The sequence below is a fragment of the Pseudoduganella sp. R-32 genome (genome assembly GCF_049913245.1).
Classification (GTDB): domain Bacteria; phylum Pseudomonadota; class Gammaproteobacteria; order Burkholderiales; family Burkholderiaceae_D; genus Rugamonas.
The window spans coordinates 5,568,219-5,582,397 of the sequence record NZ_CP183987.1 but is presented as its reverse complement, the minus strand read 5'-3'; the positions used below and the strand labels follow the sequence as shown (position 1 = coordinate 5,582,397).

At 60.8% G+C, this 14,179-nt stretch carries 15 protein-coding genes; 11 read left to right on the top strand and 4 right to left on the bottom strand.

Features of this window, described 5'->3' with window-relative positions; all coding sequences use genetic code 11:
* Nucleotides 1-528 precede the first annotated feature (528 nt).
* The 4 genes from ACN9MU_RS25505 to ACN9MU_RS25490 are packed head-to-tail and all read left to right on the top strand — an operon-like array spanning nucleotide 529 to nucleotide 3,578.
* Nucleotides 529-1,548, top strand: coding sequence for an RluA family pseudouridine synthase (locus ACN9MU_RS25505; protein ID WP_426163843.1), 1,020 nt, complete (start codon nucleotides 529-531; stop codon nucleotides 1,546-1,548).
* Between the two features lie 10 nt (nucleotides 1,549-1,558).
* Nucleotides 1,559-2,218 (top strand): HAD-IIIA family hydrolase, encoded by a 660-nt coding sequence (locus ACN9MU_RS25500; protein WP_426163841.1) that lies wholly within the window; start codon nucleotides 1,559-1,561, stop codon nucleotides 2,216-2,218.
* Nucleotides 2,218-2,583 (top strand): Rieske (2Fe-2S) protein, encoded by a 366-nt coding sequence (locus ACN9MU_RS25495; protein WP_426163839.1) that lies wholly within the window; start codon nucleotides 2,218-2,220, stop codon nucleotides 2,581-2,583. Before ACN9MU_RS25500 ends, ACN9MU_RS25495 begins: the two co-directional genes overlap by 1 nt.
* Nucleotides 2,580-3,578 carry a S49 family peptidase gene (locus ACN9MU_RS25490; RefSeq protein ID WP_426163837.1) on the top strand — a complete coding sequence of 333 codons (999 nt, stop codon included), beginning with the start codon at nucleotides 2,580-2,582 and terminating at the stop codon, nucleotides 3,576-3,578. Before ACN9MU_RS25495 ends, ACN9MU_RS25490 begins: the two co-directional genes overlap by 4 nt.
* Before the next feature lie 117 nt (nucleotides 3,579-3,695).
* On the opposite strand, the gene ACN9MU_RS25485 is transcribed toward ACN9MU_RS25490, so the two are convergent.
* A complete protein-coding gene (locus ACN9MU_RS25485) occupies nucleotides 3,696-3,989 on the bottom strand; it encodes a hypothetical protein (RefSeq protein ID WP_426318984.1) in 294 nt (97 codons plus the stop codon).
* Between the two features lie 143 nt (nucleotides 3,990-4,132).
* Here ACN9MU_RS25485 and ACN9MU_RS25480 point away from each other — a divergent pair, with 143 nt between their 5' ends.
* Nucleotides 4,133-4,849 carry a pseudouridine synthase gene (locus ACN9MU_RS25480; protein ID WP_426336285.1) on the top strand — a complete coding sequence of 239 codons (717 nt, stop codon included), beginning with the start codon at nucleotides 4,133-4,135 and terminating at the stop codon, nucleotides 4,847-4,849.
* Here the strand turns inward: ACN9MU_RS25480 and ACN9MU_RS25475 are convergent, their stop codons facing one another.
* The gene (locus tag ACN9MU_RS25475) at nucleotides 4,850-5,272 is read right to left on the bottom strand and encodes an EF-hand domain-containing protein (protein ID WP_426318982.1); all 423 of its coding nucleotides are present in this window, start codon (nucleotides 5,270-5,272) and stop codon (nucleotides 4,850-4,852) included. It lies immediately after the preceding gene.
* A gap of 9 nt (nucleotides 5,273-5,281) precedes the next feature.
* A complete protein-coding gene (locus tag ACN9MU_RS25470) occupies nucleotides 5,282-5,659 on the bottom strand; it encodes a VOC family protein (protein ID WP_426163829.1) in 378 nt (125 codons plus the stop codon).
* A 149-nt stretch (nucleotides 5,660-5,808) separates the two neighbouring features.
* Here ACN9MU_RS25470 and ACN9MU_RS25465 point away from each other — a divergent pair, with 149 nt between their 5' ends.
* Complete coding sequence (locus tag ACN9MU_RS25465; protein ID WP_426318981.1) at nucleotides 5,809-6,831, top strand: Rpn family recombination-promoting nuclease/putative transposase; 1,023 nt, start codon at nucleotides 5,809-5,811, stop codon at nucleotides 6,829-6,831.
* Between the two features lie 39 nt (nucleotides 6,832-6,870).
* On the opposite strand, the gene ACN9MU_RS25460 is transcribed toward ACN9MU_RS25465, so the two are convergent.
* Nucleotides 6,871-7,275, bottom strand: coding sequence for a DUF2061 domain-containing protein (locus ACN9MU_RS25460; RefSeq protein WP_426318980.1), 405 nt, complete (start codon nucleotides 7,273-7,275; stop codon nucleotides 6,871-6,873).
* 92 nt (nucleotides 7,276-7,367) lie between these two features.
* On the opposite strand from ACN9MU_RS25460, the gene ACN9MU_RS25455 reads away from it, so the two are divergent.
* From ACN9MU_RS25455 to ACN9MU_RS25435, 5 genes are all read left to right on the top strand, one after another.
* Nucleotides 7,368-8,399 (top strand): fumarylacetoacetate hydrolase family protein, encoded by a 1,032-nt coding sequence (locus tag ACN9MU_RS25455; protein WP_426318979.1) that lies wholly within the window; start codon nucleotides 7,368-7,370, stop codon nucleotides 8,397-8,399.
* 81 nt (nucleotides 8,400-8,480) lie between these two features.
* Nucleotides 8,481-9,617: a flagellar biosynthesis protein FlhB gene (gene flhB / locus ACN9MU_RS25450; RefSeq protein ID WP_426163820.1), complete on the top strand. Its 1,137-nt coding sequence runs from the start codon at nucleotides 8,481-8,483 to the stop codon at nucleotides 9,615-9,617.
* A 12-nt stretch (nucleotides 9,618-9,629) separates the two neighbouring features.
* Complete coding sequence (gene flhA / locus ACN9MU_RS25445; protein WP_426318978.1) at nucleotides 9,630-11,759, top strand: flagellar biosynthesis protein FlhA; 2,130 nt, start codon at nucleotides 9,630-9,632, stop codon at nucleotides 11,757-11,759.
* 269 nt (nucleotides 11,760-12,028) lie between these two features.
* The gene (gene flhF, locus ACN9MU_RS25440; RefSeq protein ID WP_426343616.1) at nucleotides 12,029-13,372 is read left to right on the top strand and encodes a flagellar biosynthesis protein FlhF; all 1,344 of its coding nucleotides are present in this window, start codon (nucleotides 12,029-12,031) and stop codon (nucleotides 13,370-13,372) included.
* Nucleotides 13,365-14,165, top strand: a complete 801-nt coding sequence (locus ACN9MU_RS25435; RefSeq protein ID WP_426163814.1) for a MinD/ParA family ATP-binding protein — start codon at nucleotides 13,365-13,367, stop codon at nucleotides 14,163-14,165. Before flhF ends, ACN9MU_RS25435 begins: the two co-directional genes overlap by 8 nt.
* The last annotated feature ends 14 nt before the right edge of the window (nucleotides 14,166-14,179 follow it).

Here is a 14,179-nt window from a genome sequence, read left to right as displayed (position 1 = left end):
GCCGCCCCCGTGGAGACGGCGAAGTACAAGGATATACGCGTGAATTAAGGAGGCTGTAGGGGGAAATGCCTCGTCATGCGGCGGGCGCGAAGCGCTGCCGCCGCATTGGGCGCATGAAGCAAATCGTCATGCCGAGTTTGCGCACTGCGTGCAACATCATCCAACGGCCCGAGCGTTGCCGGGTGGCGGGAGAATGCAGGCGTGCGCACATCGTCGGGCCAGGGCATCTTGTATGGTGCCTTGGCGAAACGGCAAGCGTTATCCACTTCATCAACCAGCGAGCAACGACTGTAGTGCTTGCTCGCCGGACTTATCCTAACAATCCAGCCAGTCTAATTCAGCACACGAGCGCTCGAGCCGATGGCAACAGCGGTTGCGACCCTGATCGGCGCACGAATGTGCGTATACAATTTTTTCCACCGAATTTGCGTTTGGCGAGGCCAGCAGATACGCCCCTGTGTAAAATGTACGTTTAATTCTTTACACTTGCAGCAGATTAAACCGCGGCATAACGATTATATATTCAAAATGAAGGACTTAGAGAGAAATTCTGGGAAGCCGGGCCAAAACAAGTCGCAAAAAGCCGATTCCGCTTCCCCCCAACAGGTCCTGCCGCAAGCACAATTCGTCACAATCACTGAAGAAGAGGCCGGACAGCGGATCGATAACTACCTGTTGCGTGTTTGCAAAGGTGTGCCGAAGAGCCACGTCTATCGTATCCTGCGCTCGGGTGAAGTGCGGGTGAACAAGGGCCGCATCGACCAGTTGTACCGCTTGAATGCCGGCGACCTGGTGCGCATTCCACCGATTCGCATTGCTGAAAAGCAAGAGGCAACCGTTCCGGCCGCCGAATTCGACGTCATTTTTGAAGACGCCAACCTGTTGGTGATCAACAAACCCTGCGGCGTTGCCGTCCATGGCGGTTCCGGCGTTTCATTTGGCGTCATCGAGCAGTTGCGCGCAGCCCGCCCGGACGCCAAGTTCCTGGAACTGGTGCACCGCCTGGACCGGGAAACGTCCGGCCTGCTGCTGATCGCCAAGAAGCGTACTGCCCTGACCAACCTGCATGACCAGATGCGCGACGGACTGACCGACAAGCGCTACCTGGCCCTGGCGGTGGGCGACTGGAAGAACAAGCGCCAGCACGTAAAGCTTGCATTGCATAAATACACGCTTCCGGACGGCGAGCGCCGCGTGCGCGTGCAAGCCGACGGCCAGGCTTCGCATACCGTGTTCAGCCTGCTGCAGAAATTTGATGGTTTTGCGCTGCTGGAGGCCGAGCTGAAGACCGGCCGAACCCACCAGATTCGCGTTCATCTGCAATCTTCGGGCTTTCCGATTGCAGGTGACGATAAATACGGCGATTTTGCACTGAACAAGGCGCTGCAGAAAGCCACGGAAACGCGTGGCGCGCTGAAACGCATGTTCCTGCACGCCCACCAGATTACGTTTACCCATCCTGAAACGGGCAAGCCGATGACCTTGAATGCGCCTTTGGCCGCCGAATGCCAGCGATTCTTGGTAAGCTTGGGGAAACCATTGAATTGAGAAAAAAATAATGCCGCGCAAGCAATTTGACCTGATCGTCTTCGATTGGGATGGCACGCTCATGGATAGCACCGCCACCATCGTGAAGTGCATCCAGGCTGCCGCCAAGGACCTGGGCCTGCCTATCCCGAGCAGGGAACAGTCCGCCCACGTGATCGGGCTGGGCATGGGAGAAGCCATGCAGGTCGCCATGCCGAACCTCGACCCGAAGATTTATCCGCGCGTGATGGAGCGCTACCGCTATCACTACCTGGCGAAAGACCACGAGCTGACACTGTTCGATGGCGTGCACGAAATGTTGCAGGACTTGTCGCAGCAAGGCTATTTTCTTGCTGTCGCGACCGGCAAGAGCCGGGTCGGCCTGAATCGTTCCCTGAACGCCGCCGGACTGTTGTCGACTTTCGATGCGACGCGCTGCGCCGACGAGACTTTCTCCAAGCCGCATCCGGCCATGCTGCAGGAACTGACCCGCGAACTGGGCCAGGATTTGCGCAGGACCGTGATGATTGGCGACACCACACATGACCTGATGATGGCGCAAAATGCGGGATCTTCTGGCATCGCCGTCGAATATGGCGCCCATCCGTTGGAACAACTGGCTGCCTGCAACCCGGTGTATTCGGCGCGGACTGTGCCGCAATTGCACCAATGGCTGAATGAGAACGCTTGATGGATGCTGACATCCTGGTTTGCGCTGCCGAGGCTTTGCTGGAAGGCGGCAAGGGAATCCGTTTTCCCTTGCGCGCCGGTGGCGAAGACAGCACCGGCTTCGTGGTGCGCTACGGCGGCAAGGTCTATGGTTACCTGAACCGCTGCGCCCACGTGCCGATCGAGCTGGACTGGGCTGAGGGCGAGTTCTTTGAATCGAGCGGCCTCTATATCATGTGTTCCACACACGGCGCCATTTATATGCCTGAGAATGGCCAATGTGCCGGCGGCCCATGCCGCGGCGGTCGACTGCGTCCGATTGCCGTGATTGAGCGAGACGAAAACATTTACTGGCAGCCTGACGATTACGTGCGCCCACGACCATGAGTGATATCAACGACAACAATAACACCCAGCCAGCGCCCTCGGCCGAGAATCCTCCCATCAAGTGGGAGCGTGAAGTGCTGGAAAAGCTGGTGTTCGCTACGCTGAAGGAGCAGCGCGCCAATCGCCGCTGGAGCATTTTCTTCAAGGTGTCGACACTGGCGATCATTTTCTTCGCCCTGGCCAGCTACTTCGGCGTCAACCTGATGGGCGGCGATGCCGAGGCCCTGGGCCGCCATACCGCCCTGATCGAAATCGAAGGCAGTATCGAGTCGGAAGGCAGCGGTGCGGCGGATGTGGTGATTCCCGCGCTGAACAAAGCCTTCTCGGATACCGGCTCGGTGGCCATCGTCCTGCACATCAACAGCCCGGGCGGCAGCGCGGTCCAGGCCGGCATGATCGTGGACGAGATCCGCCGCCTGCGCCACGGCTACCCGCAAAAGCCGCTATACGTGGTGGTCGATGAAATCTGCGCCTCGGGCGGCTATTACATCGCCTCGGCCGCCGATCGCATCTACGTCAACAAGGCCAGCATCATTGGCTCGATTGGCGTGCTGATGGATGGCTTCGGCTTCACTGGCACCATGGAAAAGCTGGGCGTGGAACGCCGCTTGCTCACCGCTGGCGAAAACAAGGGTTTCATGGATCCGTTTAGCCCCCAGTCGGACAAGCAGAAGCAGCATGCGCAGACCATGCTCAAGGAAATCCATGCCCAATTCATCGACGTGGTGCGTACCGGCCGCGGCAAGCGCCTGAAGGAAACCCCCGACATGTTCTCCGGCCTGTACTGGACTGGCGCGCGTGCCATCGACATGGGACTGGCCGATGACCTGGGCAGCGTCGACAGCGTGGCGCGCGACATCGTGAAAGCGGAAGACATCGTCGACTATACCCAGCATGAAAACCTGCCAGAGCGCGTGCTGAAGAAGTTTGGCGCAGCAGTTGGTTATGGCGCCATCAAGGCCGCCGCCGATGCTGCCAAGCCGAGCTTGCGCTGAAACTTGGCTCAGCAGTCAACATTGGCATTTTTGCTTGCCATTTCCCCGACGTGGACTATATTGACGGTGTAGTTCGATTCAAGGGGAGGGCGATTAGCAATCAATTCTTGAGGCAGACTACGCAGCCGCATTACGGATGCGGACTTGAGTGAATTCACATTCCTCGTCACTGTCTCTTTGGGAGGCAAGAGAACGGCGGCCCCTGGCCGCTGTTTTCGTTTCTGCGCCCTGGTCTTCGGTTGAAAAGCCGCCTTGCAGCAGCCACTCGAGCAACTCCGCTCCCTGTTGACGCCGCCACAACGCTTGCGGCATTGACCCTGCCTGGCCGCTCCAGCGCGCGACAGCCAATTTGGTTTCCAGCGAAGCGGCATGGGCCTGTGCCAACGACTTACGGTTGATGTAGAGCTTCATTGCTGAGATCTCCCAAAGAAATTCCTATAGCCCAGTCAGCAGATTCCTAATGCTATTTAAGTGTACCAACTCGACTGTCACGCCCTTTGATCTGCATCAATAGGGAGGCTTGCGGTAGCGTAAATCCGGTAAAATCCCGCCCCATGAGTAAATTATCCCTGGACCGAATCCTGCAGTCGCAAGGCTTCGGCACCCGTAAATACTGCCGCGCCCTGATCGAAGACGGTGACGTTTCCATCGGCGGCGAAGTGCAGGACAACTATAAAGCGACTATCGAAACCGACGGCCTGGTGCTGGAAGTGTTCGGCGAAGAGTGGGTGTATCGCGAGCACCTCTATATTGCCCTGTACAAGCCTTCCGACTACGAATGCTCCCGCAAGCCCAGCCACCACCCGGGCGTGCTGACCTTGTTGCCTGAGCAATTCACCTGGCGCGAAGTCCAGCCGGTCGGCCGCCTCGACCATGACACCACCGGCATGCTGCTGATGTCCGATGACGGCCCGTTCATCCATGCGCAGTCTTCGCCCAAGCGCCACGTGCCCAAGGTCTACCTGGCCACCACGGCCGAACCGGTGACCGACGAGCTGGTGGCCCAGATGCTGGCCGGCGTCCAGTTGCATGATGAGCCCGCTCCCCTGGCTGCCGTCACCTGCATCAAGCGCGGCGAGCACCAGCTCGAGATCGTGCTCGAACAAGGCAAATACCACCAGGTCAAGCGCATGCTCGCTGCTGCCGGCAATCATTGCTCTGCGCTGCACCGCTCCGCCATCGGCCAATTGCAACTCGATTCTCTGGGCTTGCAGGAAGGGGAATGGTGCTATCTCACCCCCGAACAGCTCGCGTTATTGGCGCCGGCCTGATCACTGTTTCTTCATCATGGCCGCATGTCCCGCGGCCATTTCCTGCTTGCTCAGGAATCCGTCCTTGTCGGTATCCATTTTCGCAAACATGGATGCCGACGCTTTGGCGTGCTCTTCGGCAGTAAGCACGCCATCGCCGTCAGAATCGACGGCCTTGATCTTGTCGGCTGCTGACATGTCCGACTTTTTCGTTGCCTGTCCCGTAATGGCCTTGTGTGCAGCAGTCATTTCTGCAGCACCCACTTTGCCATCATGGTTGGCATCCATATGCTCGAACATCCTCTTCGCACCGGCCGCATGTTCAGCCGCCGATACCTTGCCATTCTGGTCGGCATCCATGGAATTGAATTCCTTATCGACCTCAGGTCCGGCGATTGCCTGTGCCGAGATTAGTGCGCCTGCGATGAAGCTAAGTGCTTTCATATTGGCCTCCTAGCCACTAACAATGCTGAGGATATTGCCATCGAGATCCCTGAACCATGCCACTTTCATACTGCCGCCAACGTGTACGTTGCCCTCGCGTTTCAGGCCGGGCATATCGTAGTGCTCGAATATGACACCTTGCGTTCTCAAGCGTTCTGCAATTTCTTCCAGTTCGCTGCCCACGTTCCACATGACATTGGTTGCCTTGTTTGTACCGGCAAACTGCGACCGATAGACGTTGATCGTGCTGGTCCCACTGCGGAAGACCAGCACTTCCTGTTCGGGGCTGTCGAGCTTCTCAAGGCCGAGAACTTCACCGTAAAATTTCGCCGCCGCATCCAGATTCTTTACTGCGATCATCGCAATAGCATCTTTGTCTGCCAGCATATTCGCCTCCCGGCTTGAACTCGATGCGTGGAGATTAGGCCCCTGGGCGCTAAGCGTCCGTTCGCTGTCGCACACCGGGGCTGGCCGGTTTGTCGCAACAGCTTGCGCTTGCCCAAAGTGCTTAAACAGGGGCCGCATAGACTTCCTGCATGGCTTCCCCCAGTGATACCGGCTACAAACAGCTGTTTTCGTTCCCGGAGTTGGCGCGCGAGCTGTTGTGCGTGGCTGTGCCGCAGGAATGGACGAGAGCGGTCCGCCCAGACGACTTTGTACGCCTGAATGCCAGCTATGTATCGCCGAATGGCACGCATCGTCATGATGACGTCGTGTGGTGTGTGCATCGATCTCGTCGTCCGAGCATCCATATGCTTATCGAATTCCAATCGATCCCGGACAAATGGATGGCGACACGCATGCAGGGTTATGCAGCGCTACTTTCCGATGACCTCATCAAGGCGCGCAGGGCGACCCACGGAAAGGAACCGCTGCTGCTCCCCATCGTTCTCTATAGTGGCCGCGAGGCATGGCCGTATAGCCGGTCCCTGGGGGCATTCCGGCCGCAGGCGCCACCTGGCCTGGAATCGCTGCAGCCGGAACTAAATTATGTGCTGGTCGATCGAAGCATCGGACAGGGTGTCATCAGAGCCTTGCTTGAACTTGATCGGGCCGATGACGAGGCCAGCGATATTCCAGCGCTGACTCGAACGTTGTCGGTGTGGCTGGAGCGCCAGCACAATGATTTGTTGTCGAGGACGCTCACTGCTTGGGTGCAAATGCGTCTTTCTGCCCAGTTCCCCGATGCGGACATGGCCCAGGCGCTAACTATGGAGAAAATCGCCATGATGTTCGAACATGATTTTCGCAACTACACAGAGGTACTCGAGTACCGAACCTTGCTCCGCGGTCGACGCGAGGGGTGGGAGGAAGGCCGGCAGGAAGGCCGGCAAGAAGGCTTGCAGGAAGGTTGGCATGAGGGACAGCAGGAAGGGGCGAAAAACGCCCTGTTGGCTGAGCGGCGCAATACTGTGAGATTACTGCTCGAGCATGCTGGAAAGCCACTATCCCAGGCCGGTGCCCAGGTTCTGGAGCAAGCGGCGCCCGAGCAACTGCTGGACTGGATTCACGTCCTCATTGACAGCGCGAGCGTGCCGCCGGAGTTGTTATCGCGGTAGCGGCCAGGATGCATCCGATGGCAAGCCAGGCGATTATTGTCAGGCAGCCATCGGCGATGCGGCGCTTCGCATTAGATGGCGGTCAAACAGGCGGTCGTGGAAGGGCAGGGCGATCACATTGATGATCGGTTCCAACACTGCCGCCAGGCCACCGAACGCGATTGATCCAGTGGCAGCGTATAAGGTGCCGAAGGCAATGAGCGCATGCATTGCGGTTTGCGAGATTTTCTCGGCTGCGATCAATGCCAGCCGGCGGTGAGCGAAGCGCTGGCGCAGCGCGTGCCAGGCGCGCTCATGGAATGGCAGCAGCACGACGTTGATCACCGGTTCCAGCACGGCAGCCAGGCCGCCGAATGCCACCGACCCTGTCAATACGTACATCAGGCCGAAGGCGATGCCCATGTGGGCGGTGACTTGGCTCATTTTCTTCGCTGCGATTGCCATGATCGAATTCCTTTCTAGTTGAGCCAAATGGTAATGATTCGCATCCAGGAGGTAAAATTGATTATCTCTACCGAATCGATAGCATTCCTGAAATGAAACTTGCCACCCTTAAAGACGGTACCCGCGACGGCCAATTGCTCGTCGTCTCCCGCGACCTGAAAACTGCCGTGGTCGCCGATGGAATCGCCCGCAGCCTGCAACGCGCCCTGGATGACTGGACGTTCATCTCGCCCCAGCTTGACGACCTGTACCGCCAGCTCAACGAGGGCAAGGCCCGCCGCAGCTTCGACTTCGAGCCGAAGAACTGCATGGCACCGCTGCCGCGCGCCTTCCAGTGGGCCGACGGTTCGGCCTACGTCAATCATGTCGAGCTGGTGCGCAAGGCACGCAATGCCGAGATGCCGGCCTCGTTCTGGGAAGATCCGCTGATGTACCAGGGTGCCAGTGACGATTTCATCGGTCCTTGCGACGACATCGAGTTGAAGCATGAAGAATGGGGCATCGACTTCGAGTCGGAAATCGCCGTGATTACCGACGATGTGCCGATGGGCGCCACGCCCGACCTGGCTTTCCAGCAGATTCGCCTGCTGGTGCTGGTCAACGACGTCTCGCTGCGCAACCTGATCCCCGAGGAGCTGGCCAAAGGCTTCGGCTTCTTCCAGTCCAAGCCGGCCAGCAGCTTCTCGCCAGTGGCCGTGACCCCGGACGAACTGGGCGAAGCCTGGAGCGACGCCAAGGTCCACCTGCCGCTGCGCTCGACCTGGAACGGCAAGCTGGTAGGCCAGCCGAATGCGGGCGTGGACATGGTGTTCAACTTCGCCCAGTTGATTTCGCACCTGGTGAAAACCCGCAATGCGCGCGCCGGCACCATCGTCGGTTCGGGCACCGTGTCCAACAAGGATGCTAAAAGGGGCTATTCCTGCATCGCCGAAAAGCGCTGCCTGGAAATGATCGCCGATGGCAAACCGACAACTTCCTTCATGTCCTTCGGCGACACCATCAAGATCGAAATGCTGGATGCCGACGGCAAGTCCATCTTCGGCGCCATCGACCAGCAGGTCTGGCAATTGGGCCGTGCGAAAGCCGTGCCAGAGGCGGCGCCAGCCGCCGACGGGGCCGAGTAAGGCAGGTTTTCCCCGCTTTTTCCATCGATAGCTCTTGCTCGGCCGCAGCGATAATGGCACGGTCGATAACAGGAGCGGTCAATGGCTGAAGACAGCGAAGCCGAGAAAACAGAACCCGCGTCACAGAGGCGCCTCGAGCAGGCGCGTGAAGAAGGGGACGTACCCAGGTCGCGCGAAGTCGCGACCTTTACCGTTCTCATGGCAGCGGGTGCCGGCCTGTGGATGACCGGCTCCGGCCTGGTGCGCGAATTGAGCCGCAGCCTCACTTCGGGGCTGTCGCTGACGCGTGAGCAAGTCTACAACCCAGATGTACTGGTGACCCGCATCCTGGTCGATGTGGTGCACGTGATGCTGGCCTGCCTGCCGATCGCCGTCGCCGTGATGGTGGTGGCCCTGGCCTCGCCGCTGCTGGTCGGCGGCTGGCTGTTTTCGGCCAAGGCCTTCACCCCCAATTTCATGAAGCTGAATCCCATCACGGGCATCGGCAACATGTTCTCCACCAACTCGCTGGTGGAGCTGGTCAAGGCCATCATCAAGTCCATCATCGTCGGCGTGGTGGCCTATATGGTCATTTCGCGCCAGCAGCAGGAGGCAATCGGCCTGATGCTCGAGCCGCTGCATACCGGCAGCACGCATGTCATGAATATGCTGGGCTTCAGCTTCATCGTGATCGTCGGCGCGCTGGGCTTCATCGCCCTGATCGATGCACCGTACCAGATGTGGCATTACGCGAACAAGCTGAAGATGACGCGCCAGGAGCTGATCCAGGAATCCAAGGAGTCGGACGGCAACCCGCAAATCAAGGGCAAGATCCGCCAGCTCCAGCGCGAAATGGCGAAGAAACGCATGATGCAGGAAGTGCCGACCGCCGACGTCGTGGTGACCAACCCGACCCACTATGCGGTGGCGCTGAAATACGCCGAAGGCGGGCAGGGTGCGCCGCGCGTGGTGGCCAAGGGCACCGACGAAGTGGCGGCCAAGATCCGCGAGCTGGCCAAAGAGCACCGGGTTGCCATCCTGGAAGCGCCGCCGCTGGCGCGTGCCCTGCACAAGCATACCGAAATCGGCGATGAAATCCCGCCGCGCCTGTACGCCGCCGTGGCTGAAGTGCTGGCGTATGTGTACCAGATCAAGGCCTATCGTCCAGGCCTGCGCTACCCGGATCGACCGACCAGGCTCGATGTGCCGGACGATATGGACCCACTGAACAAGAAATAAACGGAGTAGAGAATGAACGCCCTGAACATGCCGCCATGGATGAGAGGCATTGCCGGTAACGGGCAAGCCCTGGCTGCGCCGATCCTGATCATCATGCTACTGGCGATGATGATCCTGCCCTTGCCGGCGTTCGTGCTCGACCTGTTCTTCAGCTTCAATATCGCACTGTCGATCATCGTGCTGCTGACCAGCCTGTACACGGTCAAGCCGCTGGACTTCATGGCTTTTCCGACCGTGCTGCTGGTCTCGACCATGCTGCGCCTGTCGTTGAACGTGGCCTCGACCCGCGTCGTGCTGACCGAAGGCCACACCGGGCCGGATGCTGCCGGCAAGGTGATCGAGGCTTTCGGCCACTTCCTGATCGGCGGTAACTACACCGTCGGTATCGTGGTGTTCGTAATCCTGACCATCATCAACTTCGTGGTGGTGACCAAAGGTGCTGGCCGTATCGCTGAAGTGGGCGCCCGTTTCGCCCTGGACGCAATGCCCGGCAAGCAGATGGCGATTGACGCCGACCTGAATGCCGGCCTGATCGGCGAACCGGAAGCCAAGCGCCGCCGCAATGAAGTGTCGCAGGAGGCCGAGTTCTACGGCGCCATGGACGGTGCCTCGAAATACGTGCGCGGCGACGCGGTGGCAGGCATCCTGGTGACCGTGATCAACGTGGTGGGCGGCCTGCTGGTGGGCATGATCCAGCACGATATGGGATTTGCCGACGCGCTGAAAAATTATGTGCTGCTGGCGATCGGTGACGGCCTGGTGGCGCAGATTCCTTCGCTGGTGATTTCGATTGCAGCCGGTATCGTGGTGTCGCGGGTCGCCTCCGAGACCGACATCGGCACGCAGGTGATCAGCCAGTTGTTCGCCAAGCCGCAAGTGCTGTTCATCACTGGCGGCATCATCGGCGGTCTCGGCCTGATTCCCGGCATGCCTAACCTGGTGTTCATCCTGCTGGCGTCGGTCCTGATCGGCTCCGGCTACATGCTGCAGAAGCGCGCGAAGGAAAAGGCGGAAACGGTTGCCGCGCAGGAGGCCGGCGGCCCTGGCGGTGGTGGCGCTGCCGGCGCCGCGGGCGGTGGGCAGGCGGCCCCAGAGCAGGAAGAGGCGACCTGGCAGGACGTGATGGCGGTCGATACCCTCGGCCTGGAAGTGGGCTATCGGCTGATCCCGCTGGTCGACAAGACCCAGGGGGGCGAACTGCTGAAGCGTATCAAGGGCATTCGCAAGAAATTTGCGCAGGAAGTTGGCTTCCTTGCGCCGCCGGTGCACATCCGCGACAACCTGGAGTTGAAGCCTTCTGCCTACCGTATCACGCTGAAGGGCGTAGAGGTCGGTACCGGCGAGGCATTCAACGGCCAGTACCTGGCGATCAATCCGGGCATGGCAAGCGGCACGCTGCCGGGCATGGTCACTACCGATCCGGCTTTCGGCCTGCCGGCCATCTGGATCGACGCCTCGCTGCGCGACCAGGCTACCGGCATGGGTTATACCGTGGTCGATGCGGGCACCGTCGTGGCCACCCACCTGAATCACCTGATCACATCGCATGCTTCCGAATTGCTTGGTCGCGCAGAAGTGCAGTCCTTGCTGGATCACCTGGGCAAGGATTCGCCGAAGCTGGTGGAGGACCTGGTGCCGAAGATGCTGTCGCTGTCGGCGCTGCAGAAGGTGCTGCAGAACCTGTTGGCAGAGGGCGTGCATATCCGCGACATGCGCACCATTATCGAGACGCTGGCCGAGTTCACGCCGCATACCCAGGATCCGAATGAGCTGACTGCGCAGGTGCGTGTGGCCCTGGGCCGGGCGATCGTGCAGCAGTTGTTCCCGGCCGGCGGGGAGCTGTCGGTCATGACGCTTGACAATCGCCTCGAGCGCTTGCTGATGCAGGCCATGACGAGTGGTGCCGGCGATGCGGCGGGCATTGAGCCGGGGCTGGCCGATACGATTGCCCAGCAGGCTGCGGCGGCAACGCAGCAGCAGGAGGCGCTGGGCGTGACGCCGGTGCTGCTGGTGCCGGGCGCACTGCGTCCGCTGCTGTCCAAGTTCCTGCGCCGCGCACTGCCGCAGCTGAAAGTGCTGTCGCATTCGGAGATTCCGGAGACGAAGACGATTCGGGTGACTTCGCTGGTGGGTGCGCAGTAAACCGGTAAACCAGGGTCTGACCCGCAGGGTCAGACCCTGTCTGCGGCGCGGCCAACGGGGTTGGTTGTGCGCCGTTGATCTTCGTCAAAAGTCAAAAGCTTCGAACCCACACCTGTCGGCCGTCGAACAGACAGGGTCTGACCCTGCGGGTCAGACCCAGGTTTACCGGGTTTTGAATTAAGCCGCATTTCCCAAGCTATTCCACCGATTGTTACCTCCACGCATCGTCAATAATCTGACCATGTGCGAATCTGTCGGAGTAGCAGGAAATGAACGTTAAAAAATTTACCGCCCCAACATCTCGTGAAGCGCTGCGCAAGGTGCGCGAAGCGCTCGGCCCGGATGCGGTGATCCTGTCCAACCGCGCCGTCGACGGCGCGGTGGAAATCCTGGCCCTGGGCGGCGACGATGCCGCCGCGCTGGCCCCGCACTCCCCGGATTCCCCCATGGCCGCACCGGCGCCGCAACTGGACCTGGCGCCGGCCCTGGTTTCCCAGCCGGCAGCGCCAGTGGTGCGCGCCACCGCACGCCCGGCGCCAGCCGCCCCGCGTGCAGCGGCCCGCCCGATCGCACCGGTAGCGGCTGCGCCAGCCGTGGACATGGACCGCATTTCCTCCCTGGTCGCCGAAGCCGTCGCCAGCGCCAAAGCCAGCGCCGCCGCCGAGATGACCAGCATGATGAGCGAGCTGCGCGCCATGCGCGGCATGATGGAAACCCAGCTCAACGAACTGGCCTTCGCCAACACCCAGCAGCGCGAGCCGCACAAAACCGTGGTGTTGCGCGAACTGCTGGCAGCCGGCTTCTCCGCCAGCCTGGCGCGCTACCTGACCGACAAGCTGCCCGCCACCCGCGACGGCGCCGAGGCCCTGCAGTGGATGCGCACCGTCCTGGCGCGCAACATCAACGCCATGAACAACGAAGACGCGCTGCTGGAAAAGGGCGGCGTGTTCGCCCTGGTCGGCCCGACCGGCGTCGGCAAGACCACCACCACCGCCAAGCTGGCCGCGCGCTGCGTGATGCGCCACGGCCCGGAAAAGCTGGCCCTGATCACCACCGACGCCTATCGTATCGGCGCCCACGAACAACTGCGCATCTACGGCAAGATCCTGGGCGTGATGGTGCACTCGGTGAAGGACGAAGCGGACCTGCGCATCGCCCTGAACGAGCTGCGCAACAAGCACACGGTGCTGATTGATACTGTTGGTGTCAGCCAGCGTGACCAGATGGTGGCCGAACAGGTCGCCATGCTGCAGGGCGTCGGCACCGACGTGCAGCGCATCCTGTGCATGAACGCTACTTCGACCCAGGAAACCTTGTCCGAAGTAGTCCGCGCCTACCAGGGCAGCGGCCTGGCCGGTGCCATCATCACCAAGCTGGACGAAGCCGCCTCGATCGGCTCCGCCCTGGACGTGGTGATTCGCCACAAGCTGCGCCTGTTCTACATGTCCAACGGCCAGCGCGTGCCGGAAGACCTGCACCTGGCCGACCCGGCAGCGCTGGTAGGGCGCGCTTTCGGTGGCCAGTCCGCCCCGAAATACGGCGATGCCGAACTGCCGCTGCTGGTAGCCGGCGCCGTCCATGACCCAATGCTGCGCGAGGTACGCTTTGGCTAATTTCGACTTCGACCAGGCCGAAGGCCTGCGCCGGATGCTGGCCGGTCCCCGGCCACGCATCATCACCTTCCTGTCGGCCACGCCGCAGGACGACAAGGGCGCCATGCTGGTGAACCTGGGCGCCTCGCTGTCGCAGGCCGGCAACGACGTGCTGCTGGTCGATGCCTGCGCCAGCGCCCACGGCGTGGTGTCCCGCCTTGGGCTGGACCACGGTGCCAGCCTGCTCGACGTGGCGCGCCAGCGCTGCGGCTTGAACCAGGTGTTGCATGCTGCACCGCAAGGCTTCAATGTGGTGTCGATGACGCGCGGCGAAGCGCGCCGCGGCCCGGACGAAGGGCGCCGCCTGGCCAAGGCCTTCGGCGTGCTGGCCAGCCAGGCCGGCATCGTGCTGGTGGACGGCGAGTTCGACGGCGAAGCCTTCCCGGTACCCTTGATGGCCAGTTCCGAGATCGTGGTACAGGTGTCGAATAGCGCCACTTCGATCAAGAATGCTTATATGATGATCAAGCGGCTCAACCATGAACTGGGCCGCCGGCCGTTCGGCATCCTGGTCACCGGCGCTTCGGAGGCCGAAGCAAGGGTGGTTTACGATAATATGGCACATGCGGCAAGCCGTTACCTGGCAGTCAACCTTGTTTCCATGGGTTCTGTGCCGGCTGACGAATACCTGCAGCGTGCAGCCCGCCTGGGTCGTGCGGTGGTGGACGCCTTCCCATTGGCCGGGGCTTCAGTGGCCTTCCGCCAGCTGGCAGGGCGTTTTGCGATGGGGAGCTGCAACCATTTTAGAGCCTGAAAAGAATTAGAACC

What these genes read in the sequence shown, in the direction of transcription:
- ACN9MU_RS25470 (WP_426163829.1), bottom strand. Translation starts at nt 5,659, where the DNA reads ATGCTGGCAGACAAAGATGCTATTGCGATGATCGCAGTAAAGAATCTG.
- ACN9MU_RS25480 (WP_426336285.1), top strand. Translation starts at nt 4,133, where the DNA reads ATGAGTAAATTATCCCTGGACCGAATCCTGCAGTCGCAAGGCTTCGGC.
- flhA (WP_426318978.1), top strand. Translation starts at nt 9,630, where the DNA reads ATGAACGCCCTGAACATGCCGCCATGGATGAGAGGCATTGCCGGTAAC.
- ACN9MU_RS25505 (WP_426163843.1), top strand. Translation starts at nt 529, where the DNA reads ATGAAGGACTTAGAGAGAAATTCTGGGAAGCCGGGCCAAAACAAGTCG.
- flhF (WP_426343616.1), top strand. Translation starts at nt 12,029, where the DNA reads ATGAACGTTAAAAAATTTACCGCCCCAACATCTCGTGAAGCGCTGCGC.
- ACN9MU_RS25495 (WP_426163839.1), top strand. Translation starts at nt 2,218, where the DNA reads ATGGATGCTGACATCCTGGTTTGCGCTGCCGAGGCTTTGCTGGAAGGC.
- ACN9MU_RS25460 (WP_426318980.1), bottom strand. Translation starts at nt 7,275, where the DNA reads ATGGCAATCGCAGCGAAGAAAATGAGCCAAGTCACCGCCCACATGGGC.
- ACN9MU_RS25500 (WP_426163841.1), top strand. Translation starts at nt 1,559, where the DNA reads ATGCCGCGCAAGCAATTTGACCTGATCGTCTTCGATTGGGATGGCACG.
- ACN9MU_RS25490 (WP_426163837.1), top strand. Translation starts at nt 2,580, where the DNA reads ATGAGTGATATCAACGACAACAATAACACCCAGCCAGCGCCCTCGGCC.
- ACN9MU_RS25455 (WP_426318979.1), top strand. Translation starts at nt 7,368, where the DNA reads ATGAAACTTGCCACCCTTAAAGACGGTACCCGCGACGGCCAATTGCTC.
- flhB (WP_426163820.1), top strand. Translation starts at nt 8,481, where the DNA reads ATGGCTGAAGACAGCGAAGCCGAGAAAACAGAACCCGCGTCACAGAGG.
- ACN9MU_RS25465 (WP_426318981.1), top strand. Translation starts at nt 5,809, where the DNA reads ATGGCTTCCCCCAGTGATACCGGCTACAAACAGCTGTTTTCGTTCCCG.
- ACN9MU_RS25475 (WP_426318982.1), bottom strand. Translation starts at nt 5,272, where the DNA reads ATGAAAGCACTTAGCTTCATCGCAGGCGCACTAATCTCGGCACAGGCA.
- ACN9MU_RS25485 (WP_426318984.1), bottom strand. Translation starts at nt 3,989, where the DNA reads ATGAAGCTCTACATCAACCGTAAGTCGTTGGCACAGGCCCATGCCGCT.